Source organism: Bartonella sp. AA9NXGY (assembly GCF_042196845.1).
In the GTDB taxonomy this organism is placed as follows: domain Bacteria; phylum Pseudomonadota; class Alphaproteobacteria; order Rhizobiales; family Rhizobiaceae; genus Bartonella.
This window is the reverse complement of sequence record NZ_JBHIRB010000020.1, coordinates 1-24,324: the sequence shown is the minus strand read 5'-3', so window position 1 is coordinate 24,324 and position 24,324 is coordinate 1. Positions and strand designations below refer to the sequence as shown.

Here is a 24,324-nt window from a genome sequence, read left to right as displayed (position 1 = left end):
TTTGCGATTAAATTTTCTTCCTCATCAGCAGCAGAAAAAAGTCCCTCAAAATCAGGAAACTGAACACCAAAAGCAGAATCTTCATCTTTATGAACAAGAGCAAAAAATCTTTTCATTTTTCTTCTCCTTTTTTTAACCAACCTGCTTGTTGTGCGATAGAACGTGCTGTACCAATCGGAAGATTTTTTTTTAGGATGTGGAACAATAACAACCTTACCATCTTTTTTTAATTTATGATGAGAACCTTTTACTTTGACAAGTTCAAAGCCATCACGCTTTAATTTTGCAATGATTTTTCGGCTATCTTGTTCCATTCCCTAAACTCATAATGTGTAAATATATACACATTTTAATGATTTTTCATCTGATGTCAATTCTTTTTTAACGGCTAAAATGCTTATGAAGCGCATTTAGAGCAATACGCAATATACTCTGAATAAAGTCAATATTTTTTATCTCTCTGTTGATCTTCGTCTATAAGAGGTTCGTAATTGAGAATGCTTTTCGGAATATCACCACCGTAAACCCATGCTTTTACTTGCGCTTTGGTACTAAAATCCGCATTTTTAGGTGTTTTGTAATACTGATCACCATCAAACTTTTCACACTCTTTTGTACCGTCTTCGTATTCGTAGAGGTTGTAAAAATACTCCTCTGTCCCATCCCCCATGGGACATACCCACTGCCGTTGCAACAAACCTCTTTCGCATGGGTTGTTTACGGTTTTTTAAGAATAGATGTTTTAAAATGAACATGCTTTAATCCTAATTTTACAAATTTGTCTATTTGCCTCAAATTTGACCGTACAGAGCGTTTTATATGATAGGTTTTTTATCATAAAATCTTTAAATCACTCTGTACGGTGCCATTTTGTCGATTTAAATGCACATCCAATCACAAAACGATCAGCAATTTTCACTAGTTTGCTAACCTGCAATGTTTTTCACTTGCTTTTCAACCAACGTGAGTGGTCTTGAATTCTCTCTCATTGCCTTTTCTTTCAGCCTTTTTTCACGGGTGTTCAAAACAGCCTGGTGTACAAGATTGGCTTTCGTCAAAAGACTATTTTCCAAATCACGACATAATCTTACTAACTCACGAGTGCTTGGAAAAAACGTATCCGATAAACCTTCTAACTCATCGCATAAAATCCGTTTAACCGTTTTTATGAGTGACCACGCAGAAACACTTTCCAAAACCATTCCATAGGTAAGCGCCATACCTTCATGATCTGTCTGTTGCGAAATTTTTAAACCACACCGAAAGCATCCGAATTGCCTTGGTTATGTCCTCTTTACTCACTTTTATTGAAAACAATTCGTGAAGTTGATCACACGCTTCTAAGGCAATCGCTTCCTGCTGTTGTGTCAATGCTTGCCACTTTTCAAAACTAAAGGAAACTCCAGAGTTATCATCTCGTGAATGTGTTTCAAAGTGACCTCGAGGCTCGATATCAAGGATACTGTCTGAGATGCGTTCATCTACACTTTTTTGCCTTTGAGAGTGATTTCCATAGTTTTTTCCGTTCTCTAAATCCTCGATAGCTTTTTGCACCCAGTTGCGCCACATTGCTTTCCAATCCGTTTTGCGTGCATCTTTGCCTGTTCTAGCTTTCCAAAAATCTCGAAATTTTGCCATTTCGGCTTTGATACGCTCTGGAGGAAATCCCTCTTCGATTGCGAAATCATAAACAGGTTCGAAATTATCAGGGGTACGACAGCCACTGTCATTTCTAACCCGTTTAGCTTTTTCGTAATGTTCTCTTGCTCGTGAATGGAAGGTTGGTTTTCTACACCCGTTTCGATTTGCTCTGATGTGGTCTCAACAGCAGCAACCTATGTTGGTTCGTCAACCTGTTCGTTTGTTTCTAAATTTTCAGAAGCAGTTTTTTTGCTAAAATGATAGTTTTAGTTTATATATATTCTTATTCTGGTTCTTTATAGCTTGATTTTGCTTAGCGTTTGCTTCAGCAAAATCATTAAAATGTTTTTTATAGCGTTTTTTATTGTACACCTTTTTTCAAGCCTCACTATGAATTTGCGATATGGGCGCTTTTTTATCAGTAAAATCTTTTAGCTCTTCTTCAATGCGCGTATTCGACAAACCATTATCTTTCTCAAGAAATTTACCATTCTTTATGAGATATTCGACAATAGTTGCAAACTTTTTTGCGAGCAATTGCAAGCGCGGGCAAGCATTTCAAAATCTGTTTTAATTGGTGCTTTTTTGTCATATATGCGAATGAAAAGCGTTATATAAATGCCCCTTTGTTCTCATGTCATTCCATCTATCTCACTGTTCCAGTCATTCAAAAGGAATCTTATCCATGGTATTGCATTAGACATGCGCATTCCCTTCTTTAACTAAATATAAAATTGCTAAAGCATTTGCTTCGTTGTCATCTTTTGGATTGTATTCTTTTGCACACACCGTCTTAATCATCTTTTCTTGTGAGGCATTGACTTTATCTGTTGTGATCTTCATTTTTGTAAGCCATTGCTGAAAACGCAAATAGCGCCTACTATCGCCTTGAAAACGAAAAAAATCAAAATTGACAAGTGCCACTTGTTATACTGCTGTCTACACGAGAAATCGCCCAGCCTGTCTTAGATCTAGATCAAGGCAGAGAACGGTTTGTGTATTGATGATCATCTTCCCCCATGAAGGCTGTTGCGTATTTATATGTGCGCTATGACAGAGCGTGTTGTGATTGCCTGTCTTGAAAAAATGGTCGTGAGAAAGTACTTGAAACTACTTTTGGGCCAATTTTTTACTGCCATTCGAGGAAAAATAATCTTAGAAGCAGTTGATTTTCGAATTAACTCTTCTTGTTTTTGAATCACATCTTTTTGTGCACGTATTATTTCAGCTTCTTTATCTATTATTTTGTCTTTTGCATCTATCTCTTTTCTGAGCTTTTGCGTCGTTTTACAAGAGTCATGAAGGGTATAAGCCAATCCCAAATTAGCAATATTGATTGCCTCTCCATCCTATAAAGACGAGGAGGAGGTCAAAGTGCTAAAAAGGTACCTCAAAAAGCAGCAATGATTCGTATTTTAGTACCACCGCGGTGCCGTCTTATAGCGTTATAATAAAGTTACGAAAGGTGGTTTAGAAGGTGCTTTAATTTTTTTTGATTTTTAATAAATCATTGGAAAATAAGAGAGATTAAGATAATCTGGTGCGGACGGCGGGACTTGAACCCGCAAGGTCTTCGACCGGCAGATTTTAAGTCTGCTATGTTTACCGTTTTCATCACGTCCGCGATGTGATTTCTCTCATAAGCTATATCTTTTATTGAATCAAGAATTAATGACAAAAGAAACATTTTTCATTTTTTAGTGAAATTTTGACTGACAATAGTTTCCTTTATCGATAGAAAAAGCTTTTATAATGTAAATAAAGTATGAAATGATTAGTGTTATGAGTCAATTTATTCAAGACGTCACAAAAGCTATGGTGGGATTGCATCACGTGTTTGCTGAAACACCACTTCAAAGAAATGATTTTCTTAGTCAAAAGTATGATGCAGAAATTTATTTAAAGCGTGAAGATTTAACACCGGTGCGGTCTTATAAGATTCGTGGTGCTTTCAATTTTGTTTCAGAAATGCTTAGCTGTATATCACCAGATTCTGCATTTGTTTGTGCTTCAGCGGGGAATCACGCGCAAGGGGTTTCTTTTGTTTGTCGTTATTTTAAACGTAAAGGCGTGATTTTCATGCCTATGACAACGCCACAACAAAAAATTGAAAAAACACGTATTTTTGGTAAAGAATTCATTGATATTCGTTTGGTTGGTGAAACATTTGATCAATGTTATGAAGCTGCGCAATCCTTTGTCGTAGAGAGCGGTGGTGTAATGGCTCCACCTTTCGATGATATTCGCATTATTACAGGGCAGGCAACAGTGCTTTGTGAAGCAGCTTTACAATGGAAAAAACTCAATGGAGAAAGTGAGCCAGATTTGATGATTGTGCCGGTAGGGGGTGGTGGTTTGGCAAGTGGAGTGAGCAAGTTTTTACATGAATATGGTTGGAAAACAAAGCTTCGTTTTGTTGAGCCGCAAAGAGCTGCAAGTTTGCTTGCTTGTTTGGAGAGTGGAAAACGCGTCAAGCTTGAAAGCATTGACACTTTTGTAGATGGTGCTGCTGTGGCTGAAATTGGTGCTCTAAACTATACAATTCTAAAGCAATTTCCCCCTGATTCTGTCATTACGGTTCCTGAAAACCGCGTTTGTTCTACGATGGTTGAAATGCTTAATGTTGAAGGTGTGGTTCTTGAACCGGCTGGTGCTTTATCGATTGATGCGCTTAACAGTATTCCTCCTCAAGAGTTAAAGGGGAAAAAAATTCTTCTCGTTATTTCAGGAGGTAATTTTGATTTTGAGCGTTTGCCAGAAATTAAAGAGCGTTCTTTACGTTTCCAAGGGTTGAGAAAATATTTTATTTTTAGTTTTCCGCAACATCCTGGTGCATTGCGTCATTTTCTTTCCACATTATCACCAGATGATGATATCGTACGTTTTGAATATCTTAAAAAGTCAGCGAGAAACTTTGGTTCTGTATTGGTTGCGATTGAAACAAAAAAATACGGTAATTTTTGTCTTTTAGAGGAAAAATTTCAAGCGTTAGGTTGGCGTTATCGTGATATTACTGATGATCAAACGTTATTTGATTTTGTTATTTGAGAAACTAAAATTTTACTAAAACAAGAAGTATAATGATGAGACCTATTTTTTATTCGGTGCTGAGTCTATTTTTCTTTTTGATTGTTAATCAACAGAGTTTAGCATCTCAGCCAACAATAGTACAAAAAGATGAACTTTCAAGAGTCGTTGTTGATGTCAATAATGCTATAAAAAATGGGGATTTTATGCCCATTTCTCGTTATATGCCTGAGCGGCTTTATAAAGAGATGGCACATCGATTGAATACAACAGAGAGTGCTTTACGTAGTGATTTTCTTCAACAGTTGCATAAGAAATTTGAGGGGGTGCCTTCTGGTGCTTATTATTTAGATAAAGAAAATATAGAGTATTTACAAACTGATAACGGTACTTTGTATGCTTTAATTCCAACAGTTCTTGAGATGAAAGATCGCATCATTCAATATAAAACTTTGGCGATTTTTGATAAAACACAATGGTATTTAATTTATGGCGGTCAAAAAACTTTACAAAATCCAGTTTTTCTCGAGATTTATCCTGATTTTATCAAGGTACATTTACCGATGGACACAATCATCAAAAAGTAAACGATTTAAATATTGTTTTTATTCATGATAAATGTATTTCGTAAAGTTCTTGCTTTTTTATCATAATCCAAAGATAATAGAGATGAAGGCATTTAGGCTGGTTTGTTGGCTTTTTGTAAAGTGAAGTTTATACGCCTTTATCTTGATTTCAAGGTGTTCATGAGTTGCGCAAGCCGCTTTTTAGGCGTTGCTTCATTTAAAATGTCAGGGATTTCTCTTGCGCGGATTCTTGAGTGGAGAGTTCAGATGGTTACTTCTTTTGAGTTCTTCAGCTAAGGAAAGATTTTATTTTGCCTATAAAAGAAGAAAATGTTTTTACAAAGTTAGGTTTGCCTACTCTTTTGATTAAAAATTTACTCATTGCTGGGATGAGTAAACCTAAACCTATACAAGAACAAGCTATTCCAGTTATGTTGAAAGGACACGATATTTTAGGTGTTGCTCAGACAGGTTCTGGAAAAACCTTGGCATTTAGTTTGCCTATTTTAAGTCAGATTTTGGCTTTAGGTGATAAACGCTGCCCTAAAACTGCACGCGCTTTGATTTTAGCTCCAACGCGTGAACTTGCTGTGCAGATTGATGAAACGATTCGCACTACGGCGAAAGGAGCACATCTTTCAACATGTCTTATTTTTGGGGGCGTATCACGTTTAAAACAAATTAAACGTATGGAAGCAGGTGTGGATGTTTTGATAGCGACTCCAGGGCGTTTGAGAGATCTTGTTCGTGAAAAGTGTGTTGATCTTTCCCAATCTCGTTTTTTGATTTTGGATGAAGCAGATCGTATGTTGGATATGGGTTTTATTCATGATGTTAAGCAAATTGCAAAGCTTTTGCATCAAGAGCGTCAGACAGCACTCTTTTCTGCAACAATGCCGAGGGAAATTGCTGTGCTTGCAAAATGTTTACTCAATGATCCGGTTAAAATTGAAGTTGTTCCTCAAGGTACTACGGCTGTAGAGATTTGCCAAAAATTATATTGTGTTCCTACGAATGAAAAAAAGAATGTTTTAAGTAAACTTTTGACAAATCCAGCTTTTGATTCGGTTATTGTTTTTACTCGAACTAAACATGGGGCAGATGCTGTCACACGTAGTTTAGAAAAGGTAGGATATTTAGTCGCAACAATTCATGGAAATAAATCACAAGGTGCTCGCCAGTCTGCTTTAAAAGCTTTTCGTGAAAGATCTGTGCAGATCCTAGTGGCAACAGATATTGCTGCACGCGGTATTGATATACCAGGGATAAGCCACGTTATTAATTACGACTTACCAGATGAAGCTGAAAGTTATGTACATCGTATTGGTCGTACAGGACGTAATGGCGCATCTGGTGTAGCACTTACGCTTTTTGATGAGAAGGTAGAAAGGTCCCGCCTGTGTGCTATAGAGCGCTTGATTCGTATGAAATTGGTGGCTGAGGCTGTTCCAGAACAATTTGCAGCGTTTCCAGAAAAGCCAATTGTACGAGAAAGTAAAGAAAAAGAAAACGATAAGGAACGCCGTTTTAAAAAATCTAAACGCCAAAAACAGTTTTTAGGTCGAAAAGATGATACCGCACAGTTGCAGCGGAAGAATTCTTCACCTCAAAATGAGAGGTATAAAAAAGCAAAAACAGTAGTAAAGCGTGCAAAGCCTCTTCGTTTTCGAAAATCAGTTAAGAGGGCTGCTTAGATAAAGTCTTGAAAAAAGATCATGTACTGGAGATTTTTTACTTTTGTTGATTTATTCTCAATTGAAAAGAGCTATAAAATACTCTTGTCAAAGTAAGAAGATCCTTTAGAGGTTTTCATTTTTTAGAAATGAAAACTTCTAACTTTTTGGATTTATTAAAAATCTTTATTGTAGAGGCAATTATTTATTTGCTTTATTCCTATTTTTTTAAATGGGAATAAAAGTAGATTTTATTTATATAAAACTATTTTTATAAAGGATGTGTTTTATCTTTAATGATAACTTTTAATTTTTAAAATTGATGTCTAATAATAACTCATTGTTTTATATATTGAATAATTCATTATATCGTATTTTTTTCATTTTGAAGTTATTTATGCGGATCAATCAAAAGTATTCGCTTGCACGTTATGTGTGAAGTTGTCATATAGATAATCATTTGAAAAATAAATAAAATAATTTTTATAAACTCTTTCCAAGGCAATGGGGATTGCTGAGATTGAGAGTTGGAAAATAGTACGATGGTATGGCTTTTATTATAAATAAAGATGGGGCTGATCAATCGATTTCATTTTATACCATTTACGGGGGTGTCATTGTGAAAGAGTCCTGGCGGATTTAAGAGATATCTCTTTAAAAAAGCATGTGACTGCATAATACAATAGCGAGAATGTCATGATTTCTGAAGGCTTTCCCAGGATTCTTAACAATTTAGCTCGTTATCTTGGTTTTTACTGTAAAACTATTATTTGTGGGATATAAAGTATTTGGGGGATATAAAGCCTATAAGATTTTATGTATTAAATGTTTTATGACAGTGTGGTGAACAAGGCAAGGTTGTTTGTAAAGCGTTGAAGTGGTTAGCAGGAGAAATAACCTGTTAGATAAGACGTCGGAGTGTTTACAGACTTGTTTTATGTTTTTTTGCTTTTAGGATGGGGAGGAGGTTATGTGGGGTGTATGGAGATAATATATGACCTTGATTTTTGTTTCTTTCATTTTTCAAAATAATTGCTTCATGAGCAGGTTTTTAAGTTTAATTTCTTTATTGAGTACAAATCATTCTTTCTTTGGAAAAAAATATATGAGACCGATTCATTGCTGATGGAGCTTAATAATTCATCTCTGATGAAAGAAATCGTAATTTATAATGTGCAAATAATTGCAGTGTCCTCTTATAAAGGCGCGGTAGTTTGAAAAAAGTATTTAAAATGAATCAATCGCTTTTTGCGTTCATTGCAAAAAACACATCCCGTAGGATATTGCGTTTCTACTTTATTGCAAAAATCCTATTCCATTACTTTTATTAACGAATCCCTCATGTCTAAAAACTTTAGAAAAAAAATAAATTGGTACAAAACCTAGTGGCAAATTATACAAAACCTGCTGGCAAGCTACAAATAAACTACGTGGAATAAAAGAAAAGTGGCTCCCCGGGCCGGATTCGAACCAGCGACCAACCGGTTAACAGCCGGTTGCTCTACCGCTGAGCTACCGGGGAACGGTGCCCAATCATCTCGTTGAAAAGGCTATAGCAAAGCAATACTGATTTGCAAAGGATAAAATTACTTTTTTTAAAAAAATATGATAAATTGTGTAATAAGAGGAAAAAAGGCGAGAGAAGATTTCTACACCTTGACGGATGCGTTGCCTTCCCTTATTGAGACCTTTATGTTTGTTGACGAGGCCTCGTGGCGGAATGGTTACGCAGAGGACTGCAAATCCTTGTATCCCGGTTCGATTCCGGGCGAGGCCTCCAGCCGATTTTAAACGAAACGGCTTTTAAGGGAGATGAGGTATAGGAAAATAGATTATTTCCCTCTATTCTTGTGAAGACACTTTTGTATGAGAGATTATACAGTTAAAATCTAATTGTTGACTGTAGCATCCTTTTTTGTAACGCCCATAGTTTAAGAGATCTTTATCCCTTATTGTCGCTGTTTTGTTTGTTTTTTGTAGGTTAGGAGAAAATATTCGTTATGGTTGCAGATTTTGCTGAGCTTCGTCGCAAAATGGTTGACAATCAAATTCGTACAGTCGATGTAACGGATTTATCAGTTCTTGAAGCCTTTTTAACGGTGTCTCGTGAAGATTTTGTATCGGAAGATATGAAAGTGTTAAGTTATCTTGATACCGATATTGTTCTATGTCCAGAGCAAGATGGGATTCCTGCACGCTATTTGATGAAACCTGCATCTCTAGCGAAATTACTACAGCTTGCCGCTTTAAAATCATCAGATGTTGTTTTAGATATTGGTGCAAATAGTGGTTATTGTGCAGCGTTGCTTGCAAAACTTGCAGGGTCTGTGATTGCGCTGGAAAGTAATAAATCTCTCTTTGAATGTGCTCTTGAAGCTTTAGAACGTAATCAATGTGATAATGTGGTTGTCGTTCATGGTCCATTAGAGCAAGGATATGCTGTTGAGGGACCTTATGACGTGATTTTCATTGAGGGATCTGTTGATTTTATTCCTCAAGGTATCTTTGATCAAATGAAAGACTGTGGACGTCTTGTGGTGGTTGAAGGGTATGGAAATGCTGCTGTTGCACAAATCTATATAAAAGAAGATGGGATCATCTCGGCTCGTCGTGCTTTTAATCTCGCTGTAAAGCCTCTTCCTTGTTTTTTCAAAACACTTGGTTTTGTGTTTTAGTGCTTGTTTGTTTTGTGAATAAAAGATAATTTTGTAATTTATTTGGGGTTTGTTATTGTGTGTATTATGTTTAGAGTAAACAAGAAGTTTCAGGCGTGTTTATTGCTGGTGTTGAGTGTTTTACTATCAGAGACTGTTTGTGCTGAAACATTGATGGATGCCTTTTCTAAGGCTTATAAATATAATGCTAAGTTGAATAGTGAACGTGCAGCTGTGCGTATATCCAGTGATGATGTTGTCATTGCGCGATCGGGGCTATTGCCACAAGTTGAGGGGGTTGGGAACTATGGGCGCAATAAGTCTTTTACAGGTCCTTATGTCACTTCTGGATCTATAGGAGTGAGATTAAATCAAAGATTATTTGATGGTTTTATCACGCAAAATATCTTTTCTTCAGCTCAAGTTAAGTTGCAGGCTCAGCGTGAATATCTTCGTAATGTTGAACAAAATACGTTTCTAGAGGCGGTGACCGCTTATGCTAATGTCTATCACGCACGTCGTGTTGCCGATCTTCGGAGAGAAAATTTGGCAGCTCTTGAGGAACAAGTTCGTTCTAATAAAGCAAAATTTGATGTGGGTGAAGGAGGGCATGTTGATCTTGCTCAAGCTCAAGCTGCACGTTCCGTGGCGGTTTCAGAGCTGAGTCTTGCTCGTTCTGATGTAAAAGCAGCAGAGGCAGTGTATCGACAAGTTATTGGTTCTGATCCTGAAAAGTTAAAACGCCCACCTCTAGCCAAAGATTTTCCCGTCAACCTTGATATGGCTTACCAAATGAGCGTTGTGATGCATCCAGCAATCCTTTATGCTAAATATTTAGTTGATGCGAGTGCTTATAATGTAAAGGCGAAAGAAGGGGCATTGCTCCCTAAAGTTGATTTTTCTGCAACAGCATCTTATAATCGAATCTACAGCGGGGTTGGAGAAGATGGCGTTTCTAAATCTGTAGGGTTGTCAGTAAGTGTCCCAATCTTTGAAGGAGGGCGTACATCTGCGCAAATTCGCCAATCAAGGGAACAGCTTGGACAGGCGCAGCTTCAACTCGATTTGGCGCATAGTAATACGAGGCAAGCACTGACTTCTGCTTGGTTTCAGTTGGAGGGCGCACGCTCATCTGTGGTTGCTTACCGTGAAAGTGTTCGTGCTGCTGAAATTGCTCTGAAAGGTCGTGTTCAAGAAAATCGCGTAGGGCAAGCAACGACGCTGGATGTTTTAAATTCTCGTACTCTATTGATTAATGCTCAGATTGCGCTTGCAATGGCAGAGCGTAATGCTGTTGTGGCGAGCTATAGTGTTCAATCTTCTATTGGTAAATTGACTGCAAGTTATTTAGGTTTAAAAACAATTAAATATATCCGATAATACATAAAAGTATCTCTTTGAATCTTATTAAATTATTTTAGTTTTTAAAAGATTAGTAAATCAACAGTTGAATATGTTGAAAGATATTGCGGCGAGATATTATTTTTACTAAGTGTAGAAAACTGTGTGTAGCGCCCTCTTTATGACAAGCATATTTGAAAATATCGTAGGAGGCATGTTGATCTTATAATTCTTTTGCATACACTGAAAATGTGATTCTATTTGTTGTTGCGTCTTTGAGAGGTTGTAAAGTATGGTACAGAGTTCAAGCGTGTTACGTGAGCCAAGTATGGATGAAATTTTAACATCTATTCGTGAAATAATCGAAGAAAATGCGGTTCAATCTGATCACTTTTTAAATGAAGATGTTGCAGTGAATGCTTCAGAAGTGGCATCCGAGGGTATTTATGATACAACCTTATCGGTTGATGATGCTATGAAAGCTTTAGCTGATCGTATTGGTCTTTCTTCTGAAAATCAAGGAGGGAAGATAACGCAAGAGAAAGAGGATATAGAGGCAGAAAATAATACAGTTGGTATGGATATGCAAAAGATGAAGCTTTCTTCTGAAGAACGGAATTCTGTTTATAAAGCAAAAGAATATGAAGATGAGATAAGGAAATCACAGTCAGACGCTGGAAGGGATGGTCATGTGGAATTGTCTGCATATTGTATTTCTTCTGCAGAAAAGATTGCAAAGGATGTGTTGCGTCCGGCTATAGCAGAATGGTTACAGTCTAAATTGCCTATTTTGCTGGAAGATATTTTGCGTGAAGAGATTGTGAAGGCGATTAAAAAATCGTCTTAATTATTTTTATGTTTTTCATTTTATGGGGATTTTGTTTGCGATTTTGCGAGCTCTCTAGTGAATGGCTGAGATTCACGAGATTCTGATCAGGTTTTGATCGTATATTGTGTTTTTCAGCGGCGTTATGGATGGATAGAATGTTAGAAAAAAACTATGATGCTTCCTCTATAGAGCAACGGGTTGCAAAGAGATGGGAGACTCGTGGGGCTTTTAAAGCGGGAGCTGGTTCTAAAAGCGATGCAGAACCTTTTTGCGTTATGCTTCCACCTCCTAATGTTACAGGCTCACTTCATATGGGGCATGCGCTCAATACGACAATTCAAGATATAATAGTTAGATTTCAGCGGATGCGTGGCAAAAATGTGTTGTGGCAGCCTGGTATGGATCATGCTGGGATTGCTACGCAAATGGTTGTGGAACGTCAACTTGCAGAACGTCAAGAGCCAACGCGTCAAGAAATGGGGAGAGAAAAGTTTATTGAGCGTATTTGGGAATGGCGTTATGAAACTGGAGGCGTTATTGCAAACCAGTTGCGTCGCCTTGGGGTTTCATGTGATTGGTCGCGTGAGCGGTTTACAATGGATGAGGGGTTGTCGCAGGCGGTTCGTGAAGTCTTTGTCACGCTTTATAAGCAAGGGTTGATATATAGGGATAAGCGCCTCGTCAATTGGGATCCTAAATTGTTGACAGCTATTTCAGATCTTGAAGTTGAGCAAAAAGAAGTTCAAGGACATTTGTGGCACTTTAGATATCCACTTGAAGGTAAAATTTTTGATCCAAATGATGCGACAACTTATATAACAGTGGCGACAACACGACCAGAAACAATGCTTGGTGATACAGGAATTGCTGTTAATCCTGAAGATGAGCGTTATAAAAATCTTATCGGTAAAAATGCTCTTTTGCCGCTTGTTGGTCGTAGGTTATTAATTGTTGGTGATAGCCATGCTGATCCTGAGGCTGGAAGTGGTGCTGTAAAAATCACACCGGCTCATGACTTTAATGACTTTGAAGTAGGACAGCGTAATCATTTACGCTTGATCAATATTTTTACCCAGCAAGCCGAGATTTTTCTTCGTGAAAATGAAGCATTTTTCGATGGTTTGATTTTATCAGATGAATTAAAAATGTTAGTAGAAAATCTCGATAAATCTGATCGTTTTGTTGCTCGCCAGAAGATTGTTTCTTTGATGGAAGAACAGGGATATTTAGCTTCTGTTGATGATCATACCCATATGGTTCCTCATGGAGATCGCAGTGGTGTCCCTATTGAGCCTTTTTTGACAGATCAATGGTATGTTCATGCTGCTGAATTAGCAAAGCCAGCGATAGAGGCTGTTCAACAAGGCAAAACGCAGTTCGTTCCAGATAACTGGAAAAAGACGTACTTCAATTGGATGGAAAATATTCAACCTTGGTGCATTTCTCGCCAATTATGGTGGGGACATCAGATTCCTGCTTGGTATGGTCCTGATGGAACGGTTTTTGTTGAAAAAAGTGAAAAAGAGGCTTTAGATTCAGCTTTTGCTCATTATGGTGAGGTTGTTGAATTAATCCGTGATCCGGATGTTTTAGATACTTGGTTTTCATCAGCTCTTTGGCCTTTTTCAACATTAGGATGGCCAAATAAAACGACTGAATTATCTACTTTTTACCCAACATCTTTATCTGTGACAGGATTTGATATTATTTTTTTCTGGGTTGCTCGTATGATGATGATGGGACTTCACTTTATGGGTGACGTTCCTTTCCCAACGGTTTATGTGCATGCTCTTGTACGGGATCAAAAGGGTGCAAAGATGTCAAAATCAAAGGGAAATATTATTGATCCCTTAGAGCTTATTGATCAATATAGTGCTGATGCACTTCGGTTTACTTTAGCTATTATGGCAGCACAAGGTCGTGATGTAAAACTTGATGTTTCCCGTATTGCTGGTTATCGTAATTTTGCTACGAAATTGTGGAATGCTACCCGATTTGCACAGATGAATGGTGTGAAGCATGATCCAGCTTTTAAACCAGAACAAGCAAAATTGGCGCTTAATCGTTGGATTTTAACAGAGTTATCTAAAACAATTTCAGCAGTTACGACTGGTATTGAACACTATAAATTTAATGAGTCTGCTGCCACTCTTTACCGTTTCATTTGGAATACATTATGTGATTGGTATTTGGAGCTTCTCAAACCTATTTTTCAGGGGGAAAATGAAGATGCTAAAAATGAGGCTCAAGCTTGTACTGCTTGGGTTTTAGATGAAGTTTATAAACTTCTTCATCCTTTTATGCCTTATATGACGGAAGAGTTGTGGTCTCTTACAGAAACGCAAGCCATCAAGCGTGAGGATATGCTCGCATTGACAAAATGGCCAGAGGAAACATTGATAGATGAAGAAGCTGCTGATGATATTAATTGGCTTATTGATGTCGTCACAGGGATTCGCTCTGTACGTTTTGAAATGAATATTCCAGTGGCTACACAAGCACCTCTTGTTGTTGTCGAAGGAGGGGAAATAACGCGAGAGCGTGTGAAGCGTTATGATGCACTTCTTAAAAAATTAGCGCGTATTGAAGTTATTGATTTCTCTGATAAAGTTCCGGAAGTATCAGCACAAATGATTTTGGGAGAGGCTGTTTTTTGTTTACCATTAGGACAGTTGATTGATTTGGAGGCTGAACGTGTTCGTTTGAGGAAGGATGTCAGTAAAATTGAACAAGATATTGAAAAAATATCGCTTAAGTTAAACAACCCCCAATTTATAGCAAATGCAAAAGCAGAAATTGTTGAGCGTGAGCGGAATAGGGTTGTAGAACTGCGTGCAGCGCAGAAAAAAATATTTGTTGCTTTAGAGCGGTTAGATTGATTTCAACTTTTTATTTTTTTTGATAGATAATTGCATACCAGTAGGGCTAGTATAGATCTTCTTTAAAAGGAAATTTTTTCTTTTGTTAGTTTTTCATGAACGATCATAAAATCTCTACTGAAATCCATTGTTTTATGTTTATCATTAAAGAGACATCTTTTAAGGCATCCAAGCTTATTCCACGACGTAGATCATGAATGGTATAACGGTAAATCCATTGAGCTTCCCTTCTTTATGCTTGTGAAGTAACAAGCGCTGGGGGCACCATTCTGTCCAATATCCGGACAACCCTTAGCTCAAACCGTTCGTAAGAGGCATTTTTAGTTCTTTCTTACACAGAGTTTTTATCCACATAGCTCTCTCTACTTGTAATGTGCAAGCGGATGGTTTTGATTGATTTAACATGGAACAGGTTTGGAATGAGAGAATCTTACGATATTCGAGGTCCTCATTCAACATGCAAAATGGTAAAGTATCATTATAAATCAATATCTTGTTTTATTTCTGTAAAATATCATCATTTAGAGTAGCAATATAAGGCATGTAAAATTACACATGTGGTATTTTTGTATGTAGTGGTGAGTATTCTGAGGTAGAACTTGTGTGTAAAGTATGAAGTAACCCCATGTGAAATGATGTTAGGTGCAATCCGTTAAACAAAAAGCTGTATTGTTTATAGATTGACGGAGGCAAAAAACTTCATCTTTAAGGTGGTAAGGCAGTCGTGAAGTTATAAGTTAACTATCATCATTATATTTATCCATCTTTCGTATTGTTTTTTATACTCAAACGTTTACCATTCATCATGTATTCTCTTCGTTCTCAAGTTGCTGTTTAATGCACGTTATTCTATTGAACGATTTTTGCTCATACGTATAAAATTTTAAGATCGATAAATCCTATTGGATGGTTTTTATCTATTTGTTTTTTCTTTTAAAATTTTTACTTTAAAATTGCGTATGCTTCTTACTAAGAAAAAGAGTTTAAATATCTACAAAGAAATTTGTAACAGATATAATCATTAAAATTGAGGTAGGGGGAATGGTTAATAGGTTTCAGATATGGAAAAAAGTCACGATTGTTGTGATTTTAGAGGGATTCTTTTCGACTGTTTATGTAATAGATGTCAATAGCTTGCAAGAAGCGAATGATGGTTCGTTTTATTTTTTAAAACGTGGCATGTCTGTTTATAAAAATGGGCATATAACTCAGGCTATTGCAGCATTACGTTGTGCTGCTAAGAGAGGCTATATTGGTGCGAATTGGAAACTTGGCTCTATCTATGCAAACGGTGATGGTGTCCCTAAAAATGATTATAAGGCATATAATTTTTTTGCATATATTGTTGAAAAAGGTGCTGATCTTGGTTTAGAGGATGAAAGTTATGTTTCTGACGCATTGATTAAACTTGCCGGATATATAAAAAGGTATTCCTCAATCACCTGTGAAACCTGATCCTTCTTATGCTTCTCATCTTTATATGCAGGCTGTGGTAAACTATGGAAATCCTAAAGCTCAGTATCATTTAGGAAAAATATTTTTAAAGGGAGAGGGAAGGGAGAAGAATCTTATACAAGCAGCACGATGGTTTAAACTTTCAGCAAAAAAAGGAAATCCTTCTGCCCAAGCAATGCTTGGAAATATACTGCTTAAAGAAAGAAAAATTGTCCGTGGGGCAGCAATGTTAACTGCTGCCTATAAAAAAGCTAACGTATAAAGACAAAAATTGGATTCACCCTTTGCAAGAAGAGGCTTTTGCTCTTTGTAATGAATCTGAGAGACGTACAGCAATTTCACTGGTTGCTGAGATTTTAAAGAATAACAGTTTTTAAACATCTGATTGTAATATTTTTACATTCTCTCATCTTATATTAAACTCTGTTTTCTTGTATACAAGTTCATAGTAAAGATAGCTTTTTTTGATAATCTAACGGCTAATGACTTAGGATTTTAGACAAAAATTCTTGCGTTCTTGGTTTTCTTGCTTGCGGATCAGAAAAGAACTCTTTAGATGAGCAGTCTTCAAGAATTGTTCCTTGATCTATGAAAATAACACGCTCCGAGACTTTTTGTGCAAATCCCATTTCATGGGTTACACAAATCATCGTCATACCTTCTTCTGCTAAGCTAATCATGACATCGAGTACTTCACCTACCATTTCAGGATCTAGAGCAGATGTTGGTTCATCAAAAAGCATGACAAGTGGATCCATAGTTAAAGCACGTGCAATAGCAACACGTTGTTGTTGCCCTCCAGAAAGTTGACCAGGATATTTATCTTTGTGTTCAATGAGTCCAACGCGTTCAAGATATAACAATCCACGTTCAAGTGCTTCTTTTTTGCTTCGTTTTAGGACTTTGATTTGTGCAATTGTCAAATTTTCTGTGACAGATAAATGGGGGAAAAGCTCGAAGTGTTGAAACACCATTCCTACCTGACTTCGCAATTTAGGCAGATTCGTTTTTTTTGAATGAACTGGTATTCCATTAATCCAAATTTCACCTTTTTGAAAAGGGACGAGAGCGTTAATAGTTTTAATGAGTGTTGACTTTCCTGAGCCTGATGGACCACAAACGACAACGACTTCTCCTTTATTAATGTTGGTTGTACAGTTTTTAAGGACTTTAATTTCGCCATACCAATTAGAAACATTTTTTATTTCGATCATATGAGTAGACATTTTTTTTCCTGTTAGCGAATAATGGATACTTTTTTTTGTAAATACAAAACTATTTGTGACAGTGTAAAACAGATAACAAAATAGAAAATAGCTGCTAAGATATAAGCTTCTTGCTTTACACCAAAATTATTAGCAGCAATATCAAAACCATTCAAAAGGCTATGACCACTGATGGCATAAACAAGGGTTGTATCCTGAAAAAGGATAATAACTTGTGTTAAAAAGACTGGAAGCATATCTCTAAAGGCTTGAGGAAGAATGACAATGTACATACTTTGCCAATATGTCATTCCAAGAGCTTGTCCTGCATATTTTTGTCCTTGCGGAACTGAATTGATTCCAGCACGCATAATCTCAGCAAAATAAGCCGTTTCAAATGCGGTAAAGGTAATGAGTGCTGATTTATTTGCACCAATGGATATACCAGTTAAAAAAGGCAGAAGCACGAAAAACCATAAGATAACCATCACAAGTGGTATTGAACGCATAGCTGTTATGTAACTGATTGCAAACCAAGAAAGAAGTTTTATGGAAGAAAGGCGCATCATTGCTAAAAGTGTGCCGAAAACAAACCCCAATACCGTTGCAAAAAGAGTTAGAAAAACGCTAAAGAGTAAACCTGATAAAATGTAAGAACGAAATACATCAAAGGTAAAAAAGGAAAAATCAAAGTCGGAAAAATTGAAAGGAAAATAAAGTCCAAACTGAGAGCTTATGAAATTCACCATATTCAATTTCCCTTTGTTTGAAAATTAGGAATTTTGAGTATTTGTTCAATGACTGTCATCACAATGAATACGAATAAGGCTATTAGAATATAAAGGATCGTAACAAGCAAATAATTTTCGTAAACATGGCTTACTTCTTCAATTGTTTGGTATTGAAATTGCATGAGCTCATTTATTGAAACGGCGAATGCTATAGATGAATTTTTCACAATCCCCATTGCTTCTGAAGTAAGAGGTGGCATAATTGCACGTATAGCACGTGGTAGTATAATATAGCGATAACTTTGATAAGTTGTAAATCCCATTGCCATAGCAGCATAGCGTTGTCCAGAAGGAATCGCTTCAATGCCTGAACGAACCTGTTCAGCAATGCGTGCAGATGTAAAGAATCCCAATGCGCATGTTATTAAGAGAATGGGGGAAAATTTCATCGCTGGTGGATAAATCTTCGGAACAACAAAATACCACAAAAACACTTGTACAAGGAGGGGAATATTACGCATAATCTCTACCCAAATAGTACCGATAGTGCGAAATATATAATTGATTATGGATGTTTTGGGTAAAGTGCGCATTGTTCCTATAATAACACCACACAATACAGCTAATATAAGTGAAGTGATAGACAATATAATTGTATTTTTTAAGCCATCGAGAAGTGTATCTAAATAGGTATGACTTACGCCGGGAGTTCCCAAGCATCCTGTTACCAATGTTTGAGTAAGGTCATCTCTACAAAGGAAAGAAAAGTCCATTAATTGATATTCCCTCAAATTAGTCATTCACAAATAGGACAATAAACCACGCGCATCTACATAGTCCAGATTTATTAAAAAGTGAATTAAAATATAAACCACACTCAATTTCAAAAGAGTGTGGTTCTTCTTTATTAAACTCTATAAATCTTTTTCTGCGTAGCTTTCTCGAGGCTTATTATTTGGGTGATCCCAAGCATATCTTGTTTGTTTTGATAAGGGAAGGTTCATAACAGTGTTAGCAGGTGGGATCGGTTTCATAAACCACTTATTATAAAGCTTTTCCAGTGATTCATCTTTAATCTGACGTACGATACTATCGTTGATTGTTTGTTCAAATTTTTTGTCATTTAATCTGAGCATACAGGCAATAGGTTCGACTGAAAGTACAGTATCAAGAATGACATAATCAGATGGATTCTTTGATTTAGCAATATGTCCAGCAAGAATTGAAGCGTCCATGACAAAAGCATCTGCCTTACCAGATTCTAATAATAAAAAACTATCTCCGTGATCTTTCCCCTTTAAAACTTTAAACTGAATGTTTTTTGCACGTTTATTTTTACGAATAAGTTGAACAGATGTTGTACCGGTGGTCGTTGCAACTGTTTTTCCATTTAAATCCTCAAGAGATTTAATGTTAGAGTTTTTCTTTACAGCAATCCGAACCTCTTCAATGTATGTCGTATAAGCAAATGCTGCTTCTTTACTGCGGGCAATATCATGTGTTGTTGAGCCGCACTCAAAATCATAGGTTTTATTTTTTAAGAGAGGAATTCTATTTTGAGAAGTGATGGGAAGATAATGAACTTTAATTGGTTTACCAATTTTTTTTGAGATATCATCAATGATCCGTTCTGCCATTTCTGTATGAAAACCTACATATTTATTATTACCAAGGGCGTAGGCTAAACCAGATGATTCACGGACACCTAAAGTAATTTCCCCTGTTCGTTTTATTTTTTCAAGAGTATCATGTTCAGCATGCGCGAAACTTGAGAATCCAATGGCCGTTGCTGCAATAAGCATTAATAATGATTTCTTCATTTATGTCCTCCATTCATTTATTTTTATTTTATTTGCTTAAGATATACTGTTTATATGCTGTAGCATAGTTATTATTTTTGAGTAGAATTTTTTTGTTGTCTCATGAAATGAGGATTTTACTTTCTTAATTGATATTAAGGTGAATCCAAACAGGAACGTGGTCGGATGGTTTTTGATATCCCCTTACTTCTGTTTGGCTATGAGCGCAAATTAATTGATCAACAGCTTCTGGTGATAATAATAAATGATCAATGCGAATCCCATTATTCTTAGGCCAGGCACCTGCCTGAAAATCCCAAAAACTGAAGGAGGGAGTATCGGTGACATTCCGGATAGCATCATAAAAACCTAAATGAAGAATACGTTGGAATGCTTTTCTTGTTTCTCGAAGAAATAAGGCATCTTGATACCATTCTTGAGGTTTTTTTGCATCTAATGGAGTGGGGATGACATTATAATCACCTGCTAGAATAAGAGGTTCTTCATACGCAAGCAATGATTTTGCATGTGTATATAATCTTTCCATCCATTCTATCTTATAGGAATATTTTTCACTCTCAACAGGATTCCCATTTGGCAAATAGAGAGATGCAACACGAACAACACCTTTGTTTGTTGAATAAACAGCTTCAATGTAACGTGTTTGTTTATCATTATCATTGCCTGGTAATCGACGGATCACTTCATCTGGTGTTTTTTTAGAGAGAATCGCAACGCCATTAAAACTTTTTTGTCCGTGTGTTTCTATATGGTAACCTAAATTTTCAATTGTATCGCGTGGAAAATTTTCATCAATACTTTTAATTTCCTGTAAACAGACTATGTCCGGTTGGCTTTGCTGCAGCCATTGACATAATGTTTCATGTCGCGCTTTTATTCCAGCAATATTCCACGTTGCTATTTTCATGGTGCTCATCATTAGATATCAAATATGCAATTCAATTTACTGCTATGTTTTACTACAGTCACATCGCTGTTTTTTTGTTTATAGGGGATATTACTATGGTAAATTAATTTATCAAGAGTAGCGGTAAAAGCAAATTTAAAGCTTTAAAATTTAATTTATTTTCATTTTTAAAAACTTTCTGCTGTTTAGTTCTTGACGAATGTACGTGTTCTCGCTATTAGAAATGAACATAACCGATGTGGATGTAATCAGGTGTTTTGGATATGAGCCGGAAAATTATTCACAGGTGTTAAGAAGATTAAAAGCAAATGCTAGTGCAAAAGGCTATTGCCTTCTCTGCTTATGGTCGGGTAAACTGTTTTGTACAGGTATGCCCGATTTTGTGTGTAGACTTAGATATCTGCTCCGATTTTGTTGGGGTGGATAGAAATAAAAATAGAAAAGCCCGATTGGGTGAGACGAATGTAGATCGAAAAGAGGAAGGTTGCATGCCTACCGTAAACCAGTTGATTCGCAAGCCGCGCGTGGCGCCAGTTAAACGTAATAAGGTTCCTGCTCTGCAGTCGAATCCGCAGAAGCGTGGTGTTTGTACGCGTGTTTATACAACAACACCGAAGAAACCTAATTCTGCTCTTCGTAAAGTTGCTAAAATTCGCTTGACGAATGGATTTGAGGTGATTGGTTATATTCCTGGAGAGGGACATAATCTTCAAGAGCACTCTGTTGTAATGATTCGTGGTGGTCGTGTGAAAGATTTGCCAGGAGTTCGTTATCACATTATTCGTGGTTTGCTTGATACGCAGGGTGTCAAGAATCGTAAACAGCGTCGTTCAAAGTATGGCGCGAAGCGTCCAAAATAATATTGAGAGACAAAGCCAATGTCCCGTCGTCATAGAGCAGAAAAGCGTGAGATTAATCCAGATCCAAAATTTGGTGATTTGGTTATTATGAAATTTATGAATGCCATTATGTTTGATGGTAAAAAATCAGTTGCAGAGCGTATTGTTTATGGTGCGCTCGATTCTGTGGAAAAAAGAGTAAAAACAGATCCTGTGGCTCTATTTCATCGAGCTTTAGAGAATGTTGCTCCTCACATTGAGGTTCGTTCACGCCGTGTTGGTGGCGCTACTTATCAAGTTCCGATTGATGTTCGTCCTGATCGTCGTCAGGCTCTTGCTATTCGTTGGTTGATTGCGGCGGCACGTGGTCGGAATGAAACGACGATGGTTGAGCGTTTATCTGGTGAATTGATGGATGCGGCTAATAATCGTGGTTCTGCCGTGAAAAAGCGTGAAGATGTTCATCGTATGGCTGAAGCTAATCGTGCTTTTTCTCACTATCGCTGGTAGAAGTTTTAAACTAAGGCAAATATAATGGCTCGCGAATATAAAATTGAAGATTATCGTAATTTTGGTATTATGGCGCATATTGATGCTGGTAAGACTACGATGACTGAACGTATTCTGTTCTATACCGGTAAGAATCATAAAATTGGCGAGACCCATGATGGTGCTTCTACAATGGATTGGATGGAGCAGGAGCAGGAGCGTGGTATTACGATTACGTCTGCTGCGACAACGACATTTTGGGAAGGGCAAGACGGTCGGAAGCGTCGCTTTAATATTATTGATACGCCAGGGCACGTTGATTTTACGATTGAAGTTGAGCGCTCTTTGCGTGTTCTTGATGGTGCAATAGCCTTGTTGGATGCAAATGCTGGTGTGGAGCCTCAGACGGAAACTGTTTGGCGGCAAGCTGAGAAGTATCGCGTGCCTCGTATGGTTTTTGTTAATAAAATGGACAAAATAGGAGCTGACTTTTATCGTAGTGTGGAGATGGTTGGTTCTCGGTTAGGTGCTAAAGCGCTTGTTTTGCAGTTGCCGATTGGTGCTGAAAATGACTTTGAAGGTGTTGTTGATCTTGTAGAAATGAAGGCTTTAAAGTGGGATGGTTCTATTGGTGCCTCGGCAGTGATAAGTGAAATTCCCTCTGATTTAAAGGAGAAAGCTGAAGAATATCGCGAGAAATTGATTGAGATGGCTGTGGAGGTTGATGAAGCTGCGACAGAGGCTTATTTGGAAGGTGTTATGCCAACCAACGAGCAGCTTGTTTCTCTCATTCGTAGGGGGACAGTAGAAGTTCAGTTTCATCCGGTTCTTTGTGGTACGGCTTTTAAAAACAAGGGGGTGCAGCCACTTTTGGATGCTGTTGTTTCCTATCTTCCTTCTCCAATTGATATTCCGGCGATTAAGGGTATTGATGTAAAGACTGAGGCTGAGACGACACGCGAATCTTCTGATGATGCTCCGTTATCTATGCTTGCTTTTAAAATTATGAATGATCCTTTTGTTGGTTCATTGACGTTCTGTCGTATTTACTCAGGTAAAGTTCAGAAAGGTATTTCTCTTGAGAATACTGTGAAAAAGAAAAAAGAGCGTTTGGGGCGTATGCTTCAAATGCATTCAAATTCTCGTGAGGATATTGAAGAAGCATTTGCTGGTGATATTGTTGCTCTTGCAGGACTTAAGGAGACGACAACAGGGGATACTCTTTGTGATCCTTTGAAGCCTGTTATTTTGGAGAGGATGGAATTTCCAGAGCCTGTTATTGAGATTGCAATTGAACCGAAGACAAAAGCAGATCAAGAAAAAATGGGTATTGCTCTTAACCGTCTAGCAGCCGAAGATCCTTCATTTCGTGTTAAATCGGATGAGGAATCTGGTCAGACTATTATAGCTGGAATGGGTGAGCTTCATCTTGATATTATTGTTGATCGTATGCGGCGTGAGTTTAAGGTTGAAGCAAATGTTGGGCAGCCTCAAGTTGCTTATCGTGAGTCAATTACTAAAATGGCGGAAATTGATTATACGCATAAGAAACAATCGGGTGGTGCAGGTCAATTTGCTCGTGTGAAAATTATTTTTGAGCCTCATGATGGTGATGACTTTATTTTTGAGTCAAAGATTGTTGGTGGTGCTGTTCCTAAAGAATATATTCCTGGTGTCCAAAAAGGGATTGAGAGTGTTATGGGGTCAGGTCCTCTTGCGGGCTTTCCTATGCTTGGTGTAAAAGCGACTCTCATTGATGGTGGTTATCACGATGTTGATTCTTCAGTTTTGGCTTTTGAGATTGCTGCTCGTGCGGCTTTTCGTGATGGGGCAAAGAAGGCTGGTGCACAGCTTCTTGAACCGATCATGAAGGTGGAAGTTGTTACACCAGATGATTATGTTGGTGATGTTATTGGTGATCTCAATTCTCGTCGGGGACAGATTTCAGGAACTGAAGCGCGCGGCATTGCAACGGTTGTGAATGCAATGGTTCCTTTGGCAAATATGTTTGGTTATGTGAATACTCTTCGCTCTATGAGTCAGGGGCGTGCGCAGTATACAATGCAGTTTGATCATTACGAGCCTGTGCCTTCAGCTGTTGCTTTGGAGATTCAAAAGAAATACGCATAATTTCAGGTTGGTAATTAATTTTTAACTTAGTCCTTGGCTTGGACGGAAAATGGAGAGCTCAAATGGCGAAGAGCAAGTTTGAACGAACAAAACCGCATGTTAATATTGGTACGATTGGTCACGTTGATCATGGGAAGA

General features: G+C 37.4%; 19 protein-coding genes, 3 tRNA genes and 3 pseudogenes. 13 read left to right on the top strand and 12 right to left on the bottom strand.

Annotated features, from left to right (window positions below; all coding sequences use genetic code 11):
* The 6 genes and pseudogenes from ACFIM6_RS08385 to ACFIM6_RS08360 all read right to left on the bottom strand — a co-directional run.
* Nucleotides 1–314, bottom strand: a 314-nt coding sequence (locus ACFIM6_RS08385) for a type II toxin-antitoxin system HicA family toxin (protein ID WP_375612453.1), incomplete at its 3' end; no start/stop codon positions are given.
* 128 nt (nt 315–442) lie between these two features.
* Nucleotides 443–755: pseudogene (locus tag ACFIM6_RS08380) on the bottom strand (hypothetical protein).
* A 171-nt stretch (nt 756–926) separates the two neighbouring features.
* Entirely contained in the window at nt 927–1,220 is a 294-nt protein-coding gene (locus tag ACFIM6_RS08375; RefSeq protein WP_375612452.1) for a hypothetical protein, read from the bottom strand.
* Nucleotides 1,221–1,224: 4 nt separating this feature from the next.
* A complete protein-coding gene (locus ACFIM6_RS08370; RefSeq protein ID WP_375612451.1) occupies nt 1,225–1,638 on the bottom strand; it encodes a hypothetical protein in 414 nt (137 codons plus the stop codon).
* A 699-nt stretch (nt 1,639–2,337) separates the two neighbouring features.
* The gene (locus ACFIM6_RS08365; RefSeq protein WP_375612450.1) at nt 2,338–2,565 is read right to left on the bottom strand and encodes a hypothetical protein; all 228 of its coding nucleotides are present in this window, start codon (nt 2,563–2,565) and stop codon (nt 2,338–2,340) included.
* 614 nt (nt 2,566–3,179) lie between these two features.
* A tRNA-Leu gene (locus ACFIM6_RS08360) sits at nt 3,180–3,265 on the bottom strand.
* Between the two features lie 146 nt (nt 3,266–3,411).
* On the opposite strand from ACFIM6_RS08360, the gene ilvA reads away from it, so the two are divergent.
* From ilvA to ACFIM6_RS08345, 3 genes are all read left to right on the top strand, one after another.
* Entirely contained in the window at nt 3,412–4,689 is a 1,278-nt protein-coding gene (gene ilvA / locus ACFIM6_RS08355; RefSeq protein ID WP_375612449.1) for a threonine ammonia-lyase IlvA, read from the top strand.
* 35 nt (nt 4,690–4,724) lie between these two features.
* Nucleotides 4,725–5,255 (top strand): hypothetical protein, encoded by a 531-nt coding sequence (locus ACFIM6_RS08350; RefSeq protein ID WP_375612454.1) that lies wholly within the window; start codon nt 4,725–4,727, stop codon nt 5,253–5,255.
* Nucleotides 5,256–5,545: 290 nt separating this feature from the next.
* Complete coding sequence (locus tag ACFIM6_RS08345; RefSeq protein WP_375612448.1) at nt 5,546–6,928, top strand: DEAD/DEAH box helicase; 1,383 nt, start codon at nt 5,546–5,548, stop codon at nt 6,926–6,928.
* A gap of 1,426 nt (nt 6,929–8,354) precedes the next feature.
* Here ACFIM6_RS08345 and ACFIM6_RS08340 read toward each other — a convergent pair.
* Nucleotides 8,355–8,429, bottom strand: a tRNA-Asn gene (locus ACFIM6_RS08340).
* A gap of 184 nt (nt 8,430–8,613) precedes the next feature.
* On the opposite strand from ACFIM6_RS08340, the gene ACFIM6_RS08335 reads away from it, so the two are divergent.
* The 6 genes and pseudogenes from ACFIM6_RS08335 (at nt 8,614) to ACFIM6_RS08310 (ending at nt 16,442) form a co-directional block, all read left to right on the top strand.
* Nucleotides 8,614–8,687 (top strand) — tRNA-Cys (locus tag ACFIM6_RS08335).
* A 220-nt stretch (nt 8,688–8,907) separates the two neighbouring features.
* A complete protein-coding gene (locus ACFIM6_RS08330) occupies nt 8,908–9,582 on the top strand; it encodes a protein-L-isoaspartate O-methyltransferase (protein ID WP_375612447.1) in 675 nt (224 codons plus the stop codon).
* Between the two features lie 66 nt (nt 9,583–9,648).
* Entirely contained in the window at nt 9,649–10,941 is a 1,293-nt protein-coding gene (locus ACFIM6_RS08325) for a TolC family outer membrane protein (RefSeq protein ID WP_375612446.1), read from the top strand.
* Between the two features lie 253 nt (nt 10,942–11,194).
* The gene (locus ACFIM6_RS08320) at nt 11,195–11,749 is read left to right on the top strand and encodes a DUF2497 domain-containing protein (protein ID WP_375612445.1); all 555 of its coding nucleotides are present in this window, start codon (nt 11,195–11,197) and stop codon (nt 11,747–11,749) included.
* A 137-nt stretch (nt 11,750–11,886) separates the two neighbouring features.
* Entirely contained in the window at nt 11,887–14,610 is a 2,724-nt protein-coding gene (locus ACFIM6_RS08315) for a valine--tRNA ligase (protein WP_375612444.1), read from the top strand.
* A 1,041-nt stretch (nt 14,611–15,651) separates the two neighbouring features.
* Nucleotides 15,652–16,442 (top strand): annotated as a pseudogene (locus tag ACFIM6_RS08310) (tetratricopeptide repeat protein).
* A 102-nt stretch (nt 16,443–16,544) separates the two neighbouring features.
* On the opposite strand, the gene ACFIM6_RS08305 reads toward ACFIM6_RS08310, so the two are convergent.
* The 5 genes from ACFIM6_RS08305 to xth form a co-directional block, all read right to left on the bottom strand.
* Nucleotides 16,545–17,291 carry an amino acid ABC transporter ATP-binding protein gene (locus tag ACFIM6_RS08305; protein WP_273791447.1) on the bottom strand — a complete coding sequence of 249 codons (747 nt, stop codon included), beginning with the start codon at nt 17,289–17,291 and terminating at the stop codon, nt 16,545–16,547.
* A gap of 11 nt (nt 17,292–17,302) precedes the next feature.
* Nucleotides 17,303–18,019, bottom strand: a complete 717-nt coding sequence (locus ACFIM6_RS08300; RefSeq protein ID WP_375612443.1) for an amino acid ABC transporter permease — start codon at nt 18,017–18,019, stop codon at nt 17,303–17,305.
* A gap of 2 nt (nt 18,020–18,021) precedes the next feature.
* The gene (locus ACFIM6_RS08295) at nt 18,022–18,774 is read right to left on the bottom strand and encodes an amino acid ABC transporter permease (protein ID WP_375612442.1); all 753 of its coding nucleotides are present in this window, start codon (nt 18,772–18,774) and stop codon (nt 18,022–18,024) included.
* A 141-nt stretch (nt 18,775–18,915) separates the two neighbouring features.
* Nucleotides 18,916–19,821, bottom strand: a complete 906-nt coding sequence (locus ACFIM6_RS08290; RefSeq protein ID WP_375612441.1) for a transporter substrate-binding domain-containing protein — start codon at nt 19,819–19,821, stop codon at nt 18,916–18,918.
* Nucleotides 19,822–19,945: 124 nt separating this feature from the next.
* Nucleotides 19,946–20,728, bottom strand: a complete 783-nt coding sequence (xth, locus tag ACFIM6_RS08285) for an exodeoxyribonuclease III (protein WP_375612440.1) — start codon at nt 20,726–20,728, stop codon at nt 19,946–19,948.
* Nucleotides 20,729–21,216: 488 nt separating this feature from the next.
* Here xth and rpsL point away from each other — a divergent pair, with 488 nt between their 5' ends.
* From rpsL to ACFIM6_RS08265, 4 genes and pseudogenes are all read left to right on the top strand, one after another.
* Nucleotides 21,217–21,588 (top strand): 30S ribosomal protein S12, encoded by a 372-nt coding sequence (gene rpsL, locus ACFIM6_RS08280; RefSeq protein WP_005773262.1) that lies wholly within the window; start codon nt 21,217–21,219, stop codon nt 21,586–21,588.
* 18 nt (nt 21,589–21,606) lie between these two features.
* Nucleotides 21,607–22,077, top strand: a complete 471-nt coding sequence (rpsG, locus tag ACFIM6_RS08275; protein ID WP_273791452.1) for a 30S ribosomal protein S7 — start codon at nt 21,607–21,609, stop codon at nt 22,075–22,077.
* A gap of 24 nt (nt 22,078–22,101) precedes the next feature.
* Nucleotides 22,102–24,186 (top strand): elongation factor G, encoded by a 2,085-nt coding sequence (fusA, locus tag ACFIM6_RS08270; RefSeq protein WP_375612439.1) that lies wholly within the window; start codon nt 22,102–22,104, stop codon nt 24,184–24,186.
* Between the two features lie 62 nt (nt 24,187–24,248).
* Nucleotides 24,249–24,324: pseudogene (locus ACFIM6_RS08265) on the top strand (elongation factor Tu); the annotation flags it as partial.